Source organism: Arachidicoccus ginsenosidivorans (assembly GCF_007971385.1).
Classification (GTDB): domain Bacteria; phylum Bacteroidota; class Bacteroidia; order Chitinophagales; family Chitinophagaceae; genus Arachidicoccus; species Arachidicoccus ginsenosidivorans.
Genome location: NZ_CP042434.1, coordinates 3,600,453 through 3,618,577 on the forward strand (window position 1 = coordinate 3,600,453; position 18,125 = coordinate 3,618,577).

An 18,125-nucleotide genomic window follows, 5' to 3' on the forward strand; every position below is an offset into this window, starting at 1 on the left:
AATTTTGATTGTCAGTAAAATTTTTAATAAAGCGTAAATTATTAAAAATCAGAGATTCAAATTAGGGGTGTGAACGGTGGATTGCTCACTGATCTACCGCTCACGCCTACCTGATACCACTTAATCAACTCCAAACAAAACAATAAAAATAATTTAAATAAACAACAAGCGCACATCATTAAACAAGAATAGGACATGGAAGAAATATTGGGTAGCACAGAAAAAGTCAGCAGGCTGAATAAAGACCTCTTGCCTGCAGTTAAGTCTTTACCCACACCTGAAAAGGCATTACTGAATTTGCCAGAAAAAATTCTTCAATTTGGAACCGGCGTGTTACTGCGTGGTTTGCCGGATTATTATGTAGATCAAGCCAATAAGCAAGGCGTGTTTAATGGCCGTATTCTGATCGTAAAATCAACTGCTCAAAACAGGGCCGATGATTTTAAAGAGCAGGACGGTCTTTACACACTATGCCTAAGAGGTTGGCAAAAAGGCCAGGCCTCCAGCGAGGATCTGATCAGTACGGCCATAAGTCGGGTACTGGATAGTAACGTTGACTGGCAGGATATTTTAGTTGCTGCGGCAAGTCCGGAAATGCAGATCGTCTTCTCCAATACAACAGAAGTGGGCATTGTACTTGATAAGGAAGATATATTGGAGCCGGGCAAAACACCTCGTTCATTCCCCGGTAAATTAGTGGCATTTTTACTGGAAAGGTTTAACCAATTTAAAGGTGATCCGGAAAATAGCAAAGGCATGGTCATCGTTCCTACGGAATTAATTACAGATAACGGGCGTACACTGAAAAAGATCTGCCTGGAACTTGCAAAGATCAATGAGTTGCCCGAGGCTTTTATCAAGTGGCTTGACACGGCCAATGATTTCTGCGATTCGCTGGTAGACAGGATTGTTTCGGGTAAAATGCAACCCAAGCAGGAAGCAGCAACATGGGAAAAACTGGGATATACCGATAAACTCATGATTATGAGTGAAGTATATGGACTCTGGGCGATCCAGTCAAACAGGGAGAAAACCAAAGAAATTTTGTCCTTTGAACAGGTAAATCCTGGAGTTGTCGTAACCAGTGATATTGAAAAATATCGGCATCTGAAGCTCTTTTTGCTCAATGCGCCACATACTTTTACCTGTGTGATTGCGCAGGCGCTTGGCTTTTCTTTTGTCAATCAGGCAATGGATGATGACACCTTTTATGGGTTTATCCGAGCACTGCTCATGGAAGAGGCGGTGCCAGCCGTTGTTGGAGGAGACATTTCCAAAGCAGAGGCAGAAGCGTTTGCTGAGCAGGTGCTGGACCGTTTTAAAAACCCCTTTATTGATCACAGATGGTCGGATATCAGCAAACAGATGACGCTGAAAATGGGGATGCGTTGTTTGCCGCTGATCCGGGATTATTTTGAAAAATTTGGTAAATTGCCTGAAAGAATGATTAAGGGCTTTGCTGCCTACCTATGCTTTCTCAAAAATCAATACCTGGAGACAAAGGCAGATCAGAAATATTTAAAAACAGCACTTAATAAACATGCATATGATCTTACGGATGCGAAGGCCGATTTACTAGCTGCACATTGGCAGCAAGAAGAGAAGAGCGAGCATCTTGATAAGGCAACAGCTGAGTCAGCACTGACAGCGCTGGAAGAACTAACACTGATTATACAAGCCGTTTTGACGGATCCGGCTATTTGGCCCGCGTCAGCGCTTCAGGCAATTAGTCAAATAGATGGATTAGCCCGGGCAACAGCGAAGGCATTGGAGGATATGCAACTGGGCAGTAATATCCGATTGTGATAAGATAAAAATTTAATGTTTAAATAAACAAAGTGATATGGGACAGAGAACTTTAATGGTACAGCCTGCAGATAACGTTGCAGTCGCTTTACAGGATTTAAAGGCAGGAGAAGGGGTGGTAGTTAATGGCAAAACCGTAGAATTGCTTGATGATGTCAAGGCAAAACATAAGTTTTTGTTGACAGATCTAAAAAAGGGAGATCGCATTATCATGTATGGCGTATTGGTTGCATTGGCCAACGAGGATCTAAAAACTGGCAATGTGTTGACCACGGCCAATATCCATCATGCTGCCTCAGGTTTTGAAGTGCGTGACAGTCATTTTGAATGGAAAGCGCCCGATACGAAAAGATGGCAGGACAAGCGTTTTATGGGATATCATAGAACAGATGGAAAGGTAGGGGTGGCTAATTATTGGTTGGTGATCCCTATGGTGTTTTGTGAAAACAGAAATGTGGATGTCATGCGTCAGGCACTGACTGAGGCACTGGGTTATAAGGCGCATGATAAATATAATGATTTTGCCAGCCAGCTGACAGCACTGTATAAGGCTGGCAAGTCTACCGCTGAAATTTTAGAGGCAGACTTTAACAGCTTGGATCAATTGACTGCCCAACCGATACTACCCAATATTGACGGGATTAAATTTTTAACCCATCAGGGTGGTTGCGGCGGTATCCGTCAGGATGCCATTACGCTTTGCGGCTTGCTGGCAGGTTATATTACCCATCCCAATGTGGCCGGTGCTACTGTACTTAGCCTGGGATGTCAGAATGCACAAGTAAGTATCCTTATGGAGGAAATTAAAAAAGAGATGCCAATTTTGATAAACCACTTTATCTGCTAGATCAGCAACAAATCGGTAAAGAAACAGATTTATTGGCGCTGGCCATTAAGAAAACCTTTGCCGGCATGGTGGAAGCCAGCAAGCAGGAGCGGCGTCCTGCTACCCTGGATAAACTGATTTTAGGTCTGGAATGTGGTGGATCTGACGGCTTCTCCGGGATTTCTGCCAATCCGGCCGTTGGTTATTGTTCAGATCTCTTAGTTGGTCTGGGAGGTTCAGTGATTCTGGCTGAGTTTCCGGAACTATGCGGGGTGGAGCAAAATCTAAGTGACCGGTGTAGCGATGAAAAAGATGCCAAACGCTTTGCGGAGCTCATGGGTATGTATAGTCAGCGCGCGACGGAAGCGGGATCTGGATTTGATATGAACCCTTCCCCCGGAAATATAAAGGATGGTTTGATTACAGATGCTATTAAATCTGCAGGCGCTGCAAAAAAGGAGGCACTTCGCCCGTAGCAGCCGTGTTGGATTATCCTGAGCCAGTGACAAAGCCTGGACTTAACTTGTTATGTACGCCTGGCAATGACGTAGAATCAACTACAGCAGAAGTAGGAAGCGGTGCATCCATTGTCCTTTTTACTACGGGACTTGGTACGCCCACCGGGAATCCTATTGCACCTGTCGTAAAACTAGCCACTAATACCGCTTTATACCAAAAGATGAGTGATATCATTGATTTGAATATGGGGACGATAATAGAAGGGACAGAAACTATTGAAGAGGCAGGTAGCCGCATCCTGGATTTTGTTTGTGAAGTAGCCAGCGGCAAGAAGGTTAAGGCTGTCATTAATGGACAAGATGATTTATACCCTGGAAGCGGGGCATTAGTTTATAAGCATTTTGATTATAAGCAGTTGGTTATAAGAAATTGTTTGGATATAAGTTTTGGATTTTTGTTTGAATCAGTTTTGTGAAAAAAAAGACCGCCTGTACACTTTGTCTTTTTACCAACCGTCTACATCGGGACATGTGGGACGAGGTAATTGCATAAAGCGAACGCAGGCGGTTTTTGTATTCTTTAGTGACAATGCCAAATGCATTAAATGCCTAAATTTCTTTATTATTAATATTTGATTTGTTGTATATATAATTATGATTTAATAATTGGAAACAAAAAGATTAATTTTTTTTATTTAAACATATTTGTTTATTTTAATGTCCTTACGGCAGTTAATATTGAAATATTGAAAGGTATTCATCCTGGCATTTTGTTGGAACGGGAACTTATGCAACGCAAAATTCCTAAAGGAAAGTTCGCATTGAGTATAAATGAATACCCCCAAACGATCAATGCTATTATAAAAGGGAAAAGAAGTATGAATACGCCATTGGCGATACGGATTGAAGACGCATTAGGGCTGCAGGAAGGTTTTTTTATGACACTGCAGATATATTATGATATTGAGCAAATAAAGAAGCAGAAGTCGCTAAATGTACATCCTGATAAACTAAAATTTAGACCAGCACTATTTTGGGACACAAAGCTTGGCGCTATTGATTGGAATAGGCAAAGGAGACCGGTGATTCAAAGAGTATTTGAGAGAGGTAACTATACCGAAAAAAGAGATAATTAATTTTTATGGTCGTGATGTGGTAAAAGAAGTTCTTGCTGCTGAAAAATGAATTTTATGGAAGCAAAGTAAAGGTTGTAAGAATGATTTCTGGGATTTACATGAGTTATGGGATAGCTATACCAATGAACATATGATTGCTCTTCACGAGAAAAGATATCCCTATGGGCATAATGTTGATTTGATCCATCCGAACCTTACAAAGTTTGAAAGAGCAGATGATGATTTTGATCCAATTTGGTTAAAAAGGTAAGTACTGGGAGCTTAAATAAATTGAGTTTACCAATTATATGAACGATAAGATATAGGACGCTTTTGAATAAAACATTTACAGTTGAATGCATAAAACCAATCAATTGTTCACAGTGAAATTTTTATGCTCAAAGTTTAACCCCTGCCTTGGGACAAACGCTTATACTCCTTTGGCGTACTGCCTGTTTTGGATTTAAAAACAGTGGAAAAATAGGCTGCCGATGTAAACCCGGTTTTAAATGCAATGTCGCCAATTGGTAAGTCCTCGTTTTCTAGGTAATATTTTGCTTTTTGTATGCGGGCATTGACAATATATTCATTGACATTTACATTAAGCAAGCTTTTTACTTTTCTATATAACTGAACCTTTGATATGTTCATTTGCTGACAAATACTTTCTACTGAAAAAGCCTCATCATGCAAGGAATGCTCTACAATTGAAATAAACTCCGAGGTAAATCGTCTGTCTGACTTCTTCTTGGGGGCTTTATTGGTCAGAGGAGTGCCAATATTTTTCGGAGGGTTTTCAATTTCTTGGGGTACGTAGCTATAATTGCCAATTGATGTATAATGCTCTTTTACCCTTTTATAGTTATACATCATGGTTTCAATCGTTTGTTTTAAAACTGTCATACTGAATGGTTTGGCAATATAGGCATTTGCATATGATTTTAATCCGTCCAGATGTTGTACCTCAGATGCTTTACCAGTTAATAGTATAATTGGGATATGGGTGGTGCGAATATCTTTTTTTAATTGACGGCATATTAAAAGACCGTCCATTCCCGGGAGCATTATATCACAGAGTATCAAATCAGGAATAATATCAAAAGCTTTATTAAAACCGTCACGACCGTTTCCTTCTACAACCACCTCAAAATCAGATTGCAACTGACTTTGCAGTAATTTCTGTAAATCTTTGTTATCCTCAATAATCAGCATGGTGGCTTTATCGGTAAGATTCTTATTGATATCCACCAATATATTAGCCTCATTTTTTGCATCTGGCATTAACTCGGTGGTGTAAATATTCTCCAGGTTTTTTAATTCGTCACGTAAAATTATATGATCAGCCCTTTCTTCATTGGTATATGCATTTTTATTGAGTGGAAAGGTTAATGAAAAGTCTGAACCCACATTTTTTTGACTATTAAGTAAAATTCGACCATGATGTATTTCCACAAGCTCCTTAGTTAAATTAAGGCCGACACCAGAACTATTCACCACTTCGTTGTTTGCCCTGAAAAATAAGTCAAAGATCTTTTCTTGCTCCTGCTTGGTCATCCCAATACCCGTATCCTTGACTGAGAATTTCAATTCTTGTTGCATCGAATCCACCGTTAATTCTAATAAGATACTACCTCCGTCAAGCGTAAATTTAAAGGCATTAGAAAGCAGATTAAATAAAATCTTTTCCAGAATGTCAGCATCGAACCACATTAGATAAGATCGGTGTTGTGTTATAAATCTGCAGTCAATATTCCTTTTTTGGGCAATGGCAGAAAATGACAAAATAATTTCGTTACAAAACGCAACGACATCTTGTTCACTAACGTGCAATCTAATCTTACCAAATTCTACCTGACGCAGATCCATTAGTTGATTTACTAATCTTAATAGTCGAAATGCATTTTTTTTGATAAAATTTAGGCCTGTTTTAATCTCTGGAGGCAGTTTGCCATTTGTAAGTAGATCTTCTGTTGGTGATAAAATCAAGGTCAAAGGTGTTCGGAACTCATGAGAAATTTTGGTGAAAAAATTCAATTTAGCCTCACTAGCCTCCTCCGCTTTTTTTGACATGACGACCAGCTGCTCACTTTGCCTTGATATGTCCTTATTTTTTAATACCAATTCCTGGTTTATCCGCCTATTTAATTTTCTGGAATAAAATAACAGTAGAGAGACGATTAAAAAGAGTAATAAAAGTGATACAAGCAGATATATAAACGTCTGTTGGCTATGATAAATTTTCTTTTGAGCTGTCAACATTTCAGCTTGGCGTTCAATATCTTGCTGCTGTGCTGCAATTTTGCTGGTCTGCATAAGCATAGTTAAGACATTGGTTGAATCCACTACCATAGTTTGTAAAGTCGTCTGTTTAGGTAGCATTTTATGCTTTTCCAATAGAGCCGCATTTCTGATAGCTTCCTTCCACCTGTTGGATACAGAATAGAAGCGACTAATTTTCCAGTTTGGATGGATTTTAAACCAATGGCTGGTGCCGGCAAGGCGTCCACACCTACAATGGGTAGCTTTTTCTTTTTCAATTCAAGAAGTGCCTGGTAAGCGCCAAGTCCCATCACGTCATTATGCGCAAAGACCGCATCTACACTGTCCAAAATACCAGGGTTTTGCATTAATATACGATTAGCGTTCGACTCCAGCCATTCTCCATTGATGGTTTTGGATATTTTAATGTGGGGAAAATGCTTAATGGAGTTAGCAAAACCTAAGCTACGTTCTATGGCGGGAGATGAGGTCGGTTTGCCGGTAATTTCCAAAATTCTGCCCTTGCCTTTTAAAATTCTGGCTAAATAGTCACCTGCCATCTCACCTATCTGTAAATTATCCGCCCCGACGTGGTTAGTAAATTTTTCAGATGCAATCTTCCTGTCTATTACAATGACAGGTATCCCAGAATCGTATACCTTTTCGACAATTGGTGTTAGAGGAGCAGCCTCACTGGCAGAAATGATCAGTACATCAATATGATGTGTCAATAATTCTTTTACCTGACTTATCTGTTTTTCGCTATTGTCATTTGTTTCCCTGTAAAGGATTTTCATTTCTGGGTGAAAGGAGAGTTCGCGTTTCATATCCTCCCACATTGATTTGCGCCATTCATCAGCTTCTCCACTTTGAGAAAAGCCAATAATGAATTTCTTTTGTTCTGTTCTACTATTACAGCCGCCACAAAGCCTACCCGTTACTACCCATAATAAAATAATAACCGTTAAGATATACTTAGGAAATAGTGACCTTTTTGGATGCATTTTGGCGCTGATGATTCGCAATTTTTAAATTATATTAAGAAAATTGACCTTATTAGGGACAATTAATTACTCAAAATTAACGTGAATTTTAATAAATCGAGCCAAATAATGATTCAAAATTGAAAAAAAAGGTGATAGAATTGAAAAACTCGCTCGACTCCATTTTTCGTGTTTAAGATTTAAATTATTGGAATACATAAAGTTATATTACAAGTTTTGTAAATGGTTCAAATTTGAAAGCAATTGTTAAGAAACTGAATGGCTGTGGGAGCCTGCTGAGGTTAATATTGCAAAAGATAAAAATTCAATATGAACAAAAAAGTATTAATCTGGAGTATCGTGGTGGCATTGGGAGGTCTTCTATTTGGTATGGATGTAGCCGTAATTTCTGGTGCTGAACAACAAATTCAGCAATTATGGAAGCTAACCGATGCAGTGCATGGACAAGTGCTGGCCTCCGCATTATATGGAACTATTATAGGTGCGCTTTTTGGCGGTCTGCCAGCAGAGAAATTTGGACGTAGAAAAGTTTTATACTGGATTGGCGCTACATTTTTAATTTCTTCTATTGGATCGGCCATGGCACCTAGTGTTGTTCCTTTTATCATTTTTAGATTTTTGGGTGGTTTAGGTGTTGGCGCTTCGTCCGTTGTGGCTCCAATGTTTATTTCAGAAATTGCTCCTGCCAAAAACAGAGGCAAGTTAGTCGCTACTTTTCAATTTAATATTGTTTTCGGCATCTTACTGGCCTATTTATCCAATTATCTTTTAGCCACCATGGGGGAGAATTCCTGGCGCTGGATGTTGGGGTGTTAGCGATCCCGGCTTCATTATTTGTTATTTTTCTGTACTTTATTCCGGAAAGCCCCCGTTGGTTAATGGTGCATAAGAAAGACTATCAAACGGCAAGGGACATATTGAGTATTTCTGATCCAGAGGGAGTGGATGAAGCGATTGAGGCGATAAAAGAAGATATCAGTCTTGAAAGGGAAAAGGCGAGTCTAAAGGTATTTTTGTCTAAGAAATACCTAAGCCCCATTATTATGGCTATTCTTATTGCCATGTTCAATCAACTCTCAGGCATCAATGCCATCATTTATTTTGCGCCTAGGGTTTTTGAGATGGCAGGCCTGGGCCAGAGTTCGGCTTTTTTACAAAGTGCAGGCGTAGGGGTGATCAATTTAATTGCGACTATGGCAGGTCTGTATCTAATTGACCATTTAGGCAGAAAGCGTTTAATGCTCATTGGGTCAATTGGTTATATAATATCTTTAGGAGCGATTGCTGCAGCCTTTCATTATAATTATTTGGGCGGGATGGTGGTGCCTTGCCTGGTTTTTCTTTTTATTGCTTCACACGCTATTGGACAGGGATCCGTTATCTGGGTCTTTATTTCTGAAATATTCCCCAATGAGGTGCGCTCTTATGGTCAGTCGATAGGCAGTGCCACTCATTGGATAATGGCGGCAGTGATCACGGGAGTGTTTCCAATTTTTGCCAATGCGCCCTCGGTCGGGCCGGCAAAGATATTCCTGTTTTTTATGGCTATGATGGTAGTGCAACTTTGCTGGGTGCTATTTAGAATGCCAGAAACTAAAGGACAATCTTTAGAAAAGATTCAAAAAACGGTTATTCATTGATTTATAACCTTCATTCAAATTATAATATAATGGGAAAAGATTATTTTAATATTGTCTGCTTTGGTGAAATCTTATGGGATATTTTACCAAATGGTGCTAAACCAGGTGGAGCGCCAGTAAATGTTGCTTTTCATCTAAATCAACTAGGTCAAAAACCTGCAGTTATTTCACGGATAGGTAATGATCAGCGGGGCGCGACTCTCAAAGAATTAATGGATCGTAAGCAAATTGCAACTACTTTTCTGCAGCAGGATCCTATTTATGAGACAGGGGTGGTATATGCGAAACCAGATGAAAATAATAACATGAGTTATGAAATTAAGCAACCGGTAGCCTGGGATTATATAGAATCAAATGAAAGTCAGGCAATAATAACGAAAGGTTCAGATTATTTTATTTTCGGTAGTCTAGCAGCCCGTAGTCCTTGCTCCCACAAAACCCTATTTGAGTTGCTAGAGCAGGCAAATAATAAGGTATTGGATATTAATCTAAGAGCGCCACATTACAACAAGTCGCTCATATTAGACTTGATAAATAGATCAGATATAGTAAAACTAAATGAGGATGAATTGGAGTTGGTAACGGGTTGGTTTTCAAAATATACAGATCTCAATGACCGAATAAATCAATTGCAGGATCATTTTAAAATTGCTACGCTTATTGTTACACTTGGTGCCAAGGGGGCCATATTAAGACAAAATGGAAAAACATATGTACATCCTGGTTACAAAGTGATTGTAGAGGATACGGTTGGAAGTGGAGATGCCTTTCTGGCAGCATTTCTTACAAAATCAATTGAAGGCGACAGCCCTGCTGGCGCTCTAAATTTTGCAGCAGCTGTAGGAGCTACTGTTGCCGCCAATGCAGGAGCTTGGGTAACTTTTACAAGGGAAGCGGTTGAAAATATTTTATTGAAAACAGTATCCTAACCTAGAGAGTCTCTTGATGTCGGTTCATGCATCGATTCAAATAAACCAAAATCTAAATATTAGAATTTACACAACAATACCATTGCAAATGAAACATATTCTAACACTAATGGCTGTTCTCGGATACTTTGTATCTTTTGCACAGCACAGGATAAGCGGAACAGTAGTTACCAAGGACACACATTTGCCCATACAAGGCGTGAGTGTCAAATCTCCCACACAGATGGTGATCACTGACAGTTCCGGAAGTTTTACCATCACAGCTAAAGTGGATGACTTCCTGACTTTTTATTATGTTGGCGCCAAATCAGCCACTGTCAAGGTTCCAAAGGAAGGGGCTATTTATGTAGAGCTGGAGCAGAATGTGAATGATCTTAATCAGGTCATTGTCACCGGTTATACTAAAGAAAGAAAAAAGGATCTTATTGGCGCTGTTTCAGTGGTTAATGTAGAAGATATGACCAAACAGTCTACGGCTAACCCTATAAAAGGATTGCAGGGTCAGGTGCCAGGTGTGTTTATTACCAGCAATGGCAGTCCCAGTGGAAGCGGTACAAATATCTTAATTCGAGGTATTGGTACGCTCAATAGTACACAACCTTTGTATGTCATTGATGGCGTCCCTACAGAAGCGGGTATGCATGAATTAAATCCCAATGATATTGCGAGCATGCAGGTATTAAAAGATGCCTCAGCTGCGAGTATTTATGGATCGCGTGCCGCCAACGGTGTTATCATTATTACCACCAAAAAAGGGCGGTCCAATAAGCTTTCTGTTGATGTAAAGGCTTATAATTCAGCATCCTATTATGCGAATAAAATACCAATGTTAAATACCGGAGGCTACGGCCAGCTACTTTGGCAGGCTGATATAAATAGTGGTATTGACCCTAATACAAATAGTGTTGATTACAAATATGACTGGGGTTTAAACCAGGATGGGATACCTGTTTTGAACAAAATAATGGTGCCGCAATTTTTGGATGCAGCACAAACTGAGAAGGCTTCTAATACAAATTGGTTTGACCAGATTACGCATACTGGTTTAGTACAAAACTATGATATTACCTTATCCAACGGGAATAATAAAGGGGATTACTTATTTTCTGCCGGTTATTTTAATAACGACGGAATCATAAAGACGACCCATTTCAAAAGATATTCGTTGCGATTGAATACAGATTATAAACTGTTTGATAACAGGTTAACCATCGGAGAGAATTTCACTTTCAATGCAACCAATGAAAATATATTGGCGGATGCTAATATTTTAAATACAGCCTTACAGGCATTGCCCATTATTCCTGTGCATACCGTTACAGGAGGCTGGGGCGGACCAATCGGTGGGATGAATGACCGACAGAACCCTGTCAGAATGCTGGAAGATAACAAGGATAATCATTATAACTATATGCGTATTTTCGGTAATGTGTTTGCCGATGTGAAAATAGTCAAAGGTTTGACATTTCATAGTAGCTATGGTGTTGACTATGGGAATTACAATTCCTTTGCATTTACCAAAAATATCAGTCCGGCTACTTGAAAAATGATGATAATTGGTTGACCTTAAATCAAAGTCAGTCTTCAAAACAGACCCTGACAAATACTTTAAATTATGTCCAGAATTTTGGTAAACATCATCTGGATGTACTGGCGGGCACCGAATATTATCATGAATACAGCAAGAACTTCGGGACCACCCGCCATGGGTTTGACTCGGAAGACCCTGATTATACTTATATTGATGCGGGGACCGGTGTCGTTACCAGCACGGGAAACGGTAGCGAATATGCCTTGTTTTCTCTTTTGGGAAGGTGAATTATGCTTATAATGATCGTTATCTTGCTTCCTTTACGCTGCGTAGAGATGGCTCATCGCGTTTTGGTGCTAATAACCAGTACGGCCTGTTTCCTGCATTTTCTGCTGGATGGCGCTTAAGTCAGGAGGAATTCTTTCGCAATAGTTCTGCACTAGCATTTATAAGCGATCTAAAATTAAGATATGGTTGGGGGCAGACGGGTAATCAGGAAATAGATAATAATGCTCAATACAATCTATATCTGACCAGTTATTCTGGGACAAATATTGATCCGACATGGGGCCCCTCCTTGGGTACCGCCTATGATATTTCTGGTATGGGCAGTGGTAGTCTGCCTTCAGGATATATTCAGACACAGACCGGTAATAGTGATATTAAATGGGAAACCAGCACCATGTCTAACTGGGGGGCTGACTTTGGCTTCTTTGATAATAAAATCGTTGCAAGCGTCGATTATTTTATAAAAAACACCAAAGATATTCTTATCAGACCACCCTATATTGCCGTTAAAGGTGAAGGAGGGGACAATGGGTGAATGGCGCCTCGGTTCAGAATACGGGTATAGAAGCAGTGGTTACCTATAATGCCAAAGTGAACAAAGATTTGAATTTTTCAATTTCCGGCAATATCTCAAATTACCGCAATAAAGTCACTTATCTGCCAGCATCAGTTGTTTACAGCTATGGAGGGAATGGCTCTACAGAAAATATTTTGGGCAGACCACTTGGTAGCTATTACGCTTATGTAGCAGATGGTCTCTTTCGAACACAAAAAGAAGTGGATGAAAGTTCTGTTCAACCAGGAAAAGGGTTGGGGAGGATTCGATACAAAGATTTAAATAATGATGGTGTCATTGATATCAATGACCAAACCTGGGTAGGATCTCCTCAACCAGACTTTGTTTATGGTCTGAACTTATCAATTACGTATCGTAATTTTGACTTTTCCGCATTTTTACAAGGTGTTTGTGGAAATACCATTACCAATACGCAAAATATAGCACTGATTTTTGGAGCGTTTCGGAGACTGGATCCAACAAAGGTGCGCGTTTACTGAATGCCTGGTCTCCTGCTAATCCCAACAGCACGATTCCTGCAATAACCGCTATTGATAATAACAATGAAAGTCGCTTCTCTACCTATTTTCTGGAAAAAGGAAGCTATACTAAATTGCGTAATCTTCAGATTGGTTATACGCTACCGGCAGACTTGTTGAAGAGGATGAAAATAAGTCATGTTCGGGTTTATATCGGAGGAGATAACCTCTGGGTACTAACCAAGAGTAAAACCTTTACAGGGGTCGATCCAGAAACCCCTGATTTTGGCTATCCTAACCCCAGAATCTATACGGCGGGTGTAAACATATCCTTATAAAATTCGCTTAAAACAATTGTCTAATTGCAAAAATTATTTATCATGACAAATTTAAAAATAATCACCAAATTGGGGGTTCAATACAGGCTAATATTGCCGGGGATGCTGCTGACCATGTGTCTGCTAATTATCGTAATAACAGGCTGTAATAAGCAATTAAATATACAACCGAAAGGAGTTGTCAGTGGGGAACAAATCAATACTCCGGACGGTGCTGAAAAACTGGTTACTGCTGCCTATGCACAACTTGGTAATGACCATTATGATCAGGCATTCAGCTTATGGGCATATGGTGATGTTAGAGCCGATGATGCATATAAAGGTGGGCGAGACGCTGCTGATATTCAGGATTTTCATTTCATTGAAACATGGTACAATACACTGACCAATTTTGGTGAAATTGATGCGTTATGGTACAATCTATATATTGGTGTCTCACGTACCAATGCCGCTTTAAATGCACTGGAATCGCTTGATGAGAATAGCTTTCCGCTCAAAACGCAGCGTATAGCAGAAATGCGTTTTCTAAGAGGGTATTGGTATTTTCAATTGAAGATCTTATTTAAATATGTGCCTTATATAGACGAAAATGCACCACGGGCACTTTATGACACTATCGGCAACCGTACTTACAGCAATGATGAATTGTGGCAAAAAATAGCGGACGATTTTACTTATGCGGCAGAAAATTTGTCGGATAAAAAATCCGATATAGGCAGACCGGATAAGGCGGCTGCCTATGCCTATCTGGCTAAAACAAAACTTTATCAAGCTTACAAACAAGACGAAAAAAATAATGTAACATCCATTGATCAGCAGGATCTGAATGCTGTGGTTGCTGCTACGGCCAAGGTGATGTCTTATACCCAATACGGACTGGAAAGTGATTATGCCAATAATTTCCGCTTGGGAGTTCCGGATAAGGAATCCATTTGGGCGGTACAATTTTCTACGGATGATGGAACTATGTTTGGCCGGCTGAATTTTAGCGATGTACTAAGTACACCACAAGGTATAGGCTGTTGCGATTTTAAAAAGCCCAGTCAGAATCTGGTAAATGCATTTAAAACGGATGCAGATGGGTTACCCCTTTTTGACACTTATAATGATCAAATTGTTAATACGGCTAAAGATAATATTGATCCCCGTCTGGATCATACCGTAGCTATTCCTGGAAGAACCTGGAAATATGATCCTGCCACTATTTATGAAGAGAACTGGAACCGCTCCCCGGATATTTATGGTTATTATGCCTCATTGAAGGAAAATGTTCAAAAGGACGATTATGTGCAGGTAGGCCCCTTCTATGGTAATGCAAAGCACCGCGTCATTATCAGGTATGCAGATGTACTGCTATTCAGGGCAGAGGCATTAATTGAACTTGGTAGACAAGATGAGGCGCTGCCGCTTATCAATGATATTCGTGAAAGGGCGGCTGGCAGTACAGAATTACTGGTAAATGCAGCTGGTAATCCAGAGGGGAATTATCTTGTAAAACCTTACGTAAAAGGAGTAAATATTGATTGGACACAAAGCAATGCCAGGAAGGCGTTACGCTTTGAACGACGTCTTGAAATGGCTGAGGAAGGCAGCAGATTTTTGATCTTGTTCGTTGGGGCATCGCAGATCAGGTACTTAATGAATATGCTGCTGTGGAAAAGACAAGACATTCTGTTTTAAGTGATGCGCACTTTACAAAAAACAAGAATGAATATTTACCTATTCCGCTCAATCAGATACAGTTCAGCAAGAATCTCTACAAACAAAATTATGGTTATTAAAACAAAATTATCAAAATGAAAAAGTCTGCTATTTTATCCATATTGATGCTTCTTTTTGCATTACTTTCTGCCTGCAAAAAAGAAACCACCCAAGGCCCTGATCTAAATTTGAATGCCAGTCTTTCCATTCAAAACTTCATTGTCGGATCGGTTCAAGGTGTGATTAATGATACGCTAAATACAGTTAATTTAATATACCCGTTTGGACAAGACAGAAGTGCATTAAAACCAATCATTGAGTTGCCGGAGGGCGCGGTGGTTAGTCCTGCTTCCGGAGCCACCGTAAATCTTACAAAACCAGTTACCTATCAGGTGACTAATGGTAATATATTTAAAAAATATACGGTTACAGCCACCGAGCAACAAGCAATTATTTCGTTTAAAGTTGCAGGCGATTTTGCGCTTATTGATAATAATACCCGGACTATTACCGGGATGGTGCCTTCTGGAACAGATCTTACACATTTGGAACCTGTGATTAAAATGGCTGAGGGAGCCAAGATAAATCCGGCGGGGAAGGTTTTTGATTTTTCAAACCCGGTCATTTTTCAAATAACCCAAAATGGTACAACCATTGATTATAGTGTCAGTATTACTACCCCAGAAAATGTAGCTTTTCTGAGCACTGCTATTAGTCCTTCTGCACTTACAGATCCAGACGAAAAGGCGGCCTGGACTTGGCTCAAGTCCACAAACCCGGAGGCTAGTTTTCTTTCTTTTAATGATATTAAAGCCGGGAATGTTAATTTAGGAGCTTTTACGGTGATCTGGTGGCACAATGACCAGACCCAGGGGCTCCCATCTATGGCTACTGATCCAGCTGTGCTTTCTGCTCTTAAAGCATACTATAAAAATGGAGGATCTTTCTTATTGACAACATTCGGAGCATTTTATGTTGAGGCGCTGGGTATAGTCCCATCTGGCAAAGGTCCTAATAATGGTTTTGGGGATCCAAGGGGGAATCAATGGATTGAACCTTCCTATGAATGGGGGATTTCTTTCAAGGGACATGAATCGCACCCTGCTTTCGATGGACTGACACTTACTGCTGATAAGGCCTATGCAACTGCCTATTTGCTCAGCGCCGGCACCTATCGCCTCAATCATACGGCGCAGTGGTATATTCCTGATTGGGGTGGTTATGGAACGACTGCTGCTTGGCGGGCGCAGACTGGTGGTGTGGACCTTGGCGGGACAGAAGGGGATGAAAACCGCACGACGGCCGTTACCATGGCAGAATTTACAAGGACTGACGCGCATGGTGCTGCCATCGTGATCTGTGGAGGGTCTTATGATTGGTATTCAGAAGCTAATCCCGGCAATGCTTCCGACCAACCCGCTAATACGGATTTGACCAATATTCAACGCCTGACAAGCAATGTGCTCAAATATTTAAGTAAATAATCAATTTTTAACGTTTATAAACTACGATTATGATGGTTATAAAAACTTTCCGTGATTTTATTATATGGATGGGGCTGTTTTTTGCGCTTACCTTTTGTGGAGCTTGCAATAAATCTTCCAGTGGTTTTGTGACGGCGGATCTGACAAATCCTGTCTCCATATTCCCGGCACCTCCTACAAAATGGCTAGCCTTTGAAGGCACTAATTATTATTCCTCAGGTTATGTAGGGGACGTAATGCCTTATTTTGACAACGACTCCTTTCATATATTTTATCTCCATGATGGGGATGCGAATGGAGGTTATCATCCTATTCATGAATTTACTACAACGGATATTGTTCACTTCGATTATCAAGGGAAAATGATCGCATATGGTGCTGATAATGATCAAGATAGAGCCCTTGGGACTGGGTCTGTTATTAAAGTTGGCGATACCTATTATTTCTATTATACCGGTCATAATGACCTTCATTGGCAAACTGGCGAACCCGTGGAAGGAGTTATGTATGCCACCAGTAAAGATCTAAAAAACTGGACTAAGCATAGCTCATATACGCTTTATCCTTCCGTTAAAGATGGATACGGAGCTAATGATTTTAGAGATCCTTTCTTATTTTATAATGAAAACACCCAGCAATATGAGATGCTCGTTTCCTGTATTCGTAATAATCGGCCGGTAATCGCCTTATATACAAGCTCAGACCCGGCATCCGATAGTTGGGCACTTCAGGATCCCTTTTATACTTCTGACAATGCAGGGTATGGAGTCATGGAATGTTCGGATTTATTTAAGATAGGCAATTATTGGTACCTGATTTTCTCAGAAAACGGCATAAACCACACAACCCATTACAGGATGGCCACCTCCCCTAACGGTCCTTGGAGTACACCTGCCATTGATGTGCTGGACGGTGCGTATTTTTATGCTGGCAAAACTGCGGGGAATGGGCAGAAGCGCTATTTGTTTGGTTGGACTTACCGTAAATCTGGTCAAACGGATTATGGCGATAAGATTTGGGCAGGCAACCTAGTTACACACCAGCTTTCGCAGAACGCCGATGGTACTTTAGCGGTTAGTAATCCTGAGGTAATTTCCAATCTTTTTACCAAATCTATTCAGTTGCAGCAAGATAGTATTTTAAACACTTCTGTAACTGGAAATAATTACCAGCTTTTAGCAAATGGATTTAGTGGTTTTGACATCCTTAAGGGGCAGAGGAAGATAAATTGTGTTATAAAAGGCTTGAAGCAAGAGGGGAAGCTGGTTTCGCCTTTGGATATGGAAGAACGGAAAGTGGCGATTTTTATAAACTTAGATTCAAAAATGGAGAGGCTTATTTATTGAAAGTACAAGGTGAAGACGAATATATTGATTGTCAGGTCCCTTTTAATTTTGCTAGCGGTAGCGACATTGCGATAAGTATAATTATTGATAATTCCGTAATTTCCGTGACGATCAATAACAGCACAACACTTACAGGCAGGCTTTATTGGTTGCCCAGTGCAAAATGGGGTATATATTCCCTCCAGTCAGGCGTGAATTTTAAAGATTTGTCCCTATGGTCCAATGAATAAAACTGGCATACGAAGGCAACATTTCAAATCCACACTGATTACTTTTTTGTTGTTGGCAGCATCGCTCCCTGTATAAGGACAATTTAGGCAGCAAATGCCACCATTTAATATCAGATTGATAAGTGGTTGTACCCA

Annotated in this window: 13 protein-coding genes and 3 pseudogenes; 14 read left to right on the forward strand and 2 right to left on the reverse strand. The window is 40.1% G+C overall.

Going from position 1 to position 18,125, the window contains the following annotated elements; all coding sequences use genetic code 11:
* The first annotated feature begins 195 nt into the window (after positions 1-195).
* From FSB73_RS14450 to FSB73_RS14460, 4 genes and pseudogenes are all read left to right on the forward strand, one after another.
* A complete protein-coding gene (locus FSB73_RS14450) occupies positions 196-1,806 on the forward strand; it encodes a tagaturonate reductase (protein WP_146783615.1) in 1,611 nt (536 codons plus the stop codon).
* A gap of 37 nt (positions 1,807-1,843) precedes the next feature.
* A complete protein-coding gene (locus FSB73_RS27255; protein ID WP_317132796.1) occupies positions 1,844-2,653 on the forward strand; it encodes a UxaA family hydrolase in 810 nt (269 codons plus the stop codon).
* Between the two features lie 65 nt (positions 2,654-2,718).
* Positions 2,719-3,566 (forward strand): annotated as a pseudogene (locus FSB73_RS27260) (hypothetical protein).
* A gap of 270 nt (positions 3,567-3,836) precedes the next feature.
* Positions 3,837-4,226, forward strand: a complete 390-nt coding sequence (locus FSB73_RS14460; RefSeq protein ID WP_225974033.1) for a HigA family addiction module antitoxin — start codon at positions 3,837-3,839, stop codon at positions 4,224-4,226.
* A 384-nt stretch (positions 4,227-4,610) separates the two neighbouring features.
* Here the strand turns inward: FSB73_RS14460 and FSB73_RS14465 are convergent, their stop codons facing one another.
* Positions 4,611-6,599: a hybrid sensor histidine kinase/response regulator transcription factor gene (locus FSB73_RS14465; protein ID WP_146783618.1), complete on the reverse strand. Its 1,989-nt coding sequence runs from the start codon at positions 6,597-6,599 to the stop codon at positions 4,611-4,613.
* Entirely contained in the window at positions 6,548-7,489 is a 942-nt protein-coding gene (locus tag FSB73_RS14470) for a substrate-binding domain-containing protein (RefSeq protein ID WP_146783621.1), read from the reverse strand. The genes FSB73_RS14465 and FSB73_RS14470 overlap by 52 nt, the downstream gene beginning before the upstream one ends.
* A gap of 341 nt (positions 7,490-7,830) precedes the next feature.
* Here FSB73_RS14470 and FSB73_RS14475 point away from each other — a divergent pair.
* From FSB73_RS14475 to FSB73_RS14500, 10 genes and pseudogenes are all read left to right on the forward strand, one after another.
* Positions 7,831-9,105 (forward strand): annotated as a pseudogene (locus tag FSB73_RS14475) (MFS transporter); the annotation flags it as partial.
* A 32-nt stretch (positions 9,106-9,137) separates the two neighbouring features.
* The gene (locus FSB73_RS14480) at positions 9,138-10,037 is read left to right on the forward strand and encodes a carbohydrate kinase family protein (protein ID WP_146783624.1); all 900 of its coding nucleotides are present in this window, start codon (positions 9,138-9,140) and stop codon (positions 10,035-10,037) included.
* A gap of 88 nt (positions 10,038-10,125) precedes the next feature.
* On the forward strand, positions 10,126-11,580 hold the full coding sequence (locus FSB73_RS25140; RefSeq protein ID WP_225974034.1) for a SusC/RagA family TonB-linked outer membrane protein: 1,455 nt from the start codon (positions 10,126-10,128) through the stop codon (positions 11,578-11,580).
* A complete protein-coding gene (locus FSB73_RS25145; protein WP_225974035.1) occupies positions 11,577-11,855 on the forward strand; it encodes a hypothetical protein in 279 nt (92 codons plus the stop codon). Before FSB73_RS25140 ends, FSB73_RS25145 begins: the two co-directional genes overlap by 4 nt.
* Positions 11,852-12,391, forward strand: coding sequence for a TonB-dependent receptor (locus tag FSB73_RS25150; protein ID WP_225974036.1), 540 nt, complete (start codon positions 11,852-11,854; stop codon positions 12,389-12,391). The genes FSB73_RS25145 and FSB73_RS25150 overlap by 4 nt, the downstream gene beginning before the upstream one ends.
* Complete coding sequence (locus FSB73_RS25155; protein ID WP_225974037.1) at positions 12,388-12,912, forward strand: hypothetical protein; 525 nt, start codon at positions 12,388-12,390, stop codon at positions 12,910-12,912. Before FSB73_RS25150 ends, FSB73_RS25155 begins: the two co-directional genes overlap by 4 nt.
* 113 nt (positions 12,913-13,025) lie before the next feature.
* A complete protein-coding gene (locus FSB73_RS25160; protein WP_225974038.1) occupies positions 13,026-13,229 on the forward strand; it encodes a TonB-dependent receptor in 204 nt (67 codons plus the stop codon).
* Positions 13,230-13,343: 114 nt separating this feature from the next.
* Positions 13,344-15,010, forward strand: a pseudogene (locus tag FSB73_RS14490) (RagB/SusD family nutrient uptake outer membrane protein).
* A 15-nt stretch (positions 15,011-15,025) separates the two neighbouring features.
* Positions 15,026-16,414, forward strand: coding sequence for a DUF4960 domain-containing protein (locus FSB73_RS14495; protein WP_146783627.1), 1,389 nt, complete (start codon positions 15,026-15,028; stop codon positions 16,412-16,414).
* Positions 16,415-16,443: 29 nt separating this feature from the next.
* Complete coding sequence (locus tag FSB73_RS14500) at positions 16,444-17,760, forward strand: family 43 glycosylhydrolase (protein WP_146783630.1); 1,317 nt, start codon at positions 16,444-16,446, stop codon at positions 17,758-17,760.
* The last annotated feature ends 365 nt before the right edge of the window (positions 17,761-18,125 follow it).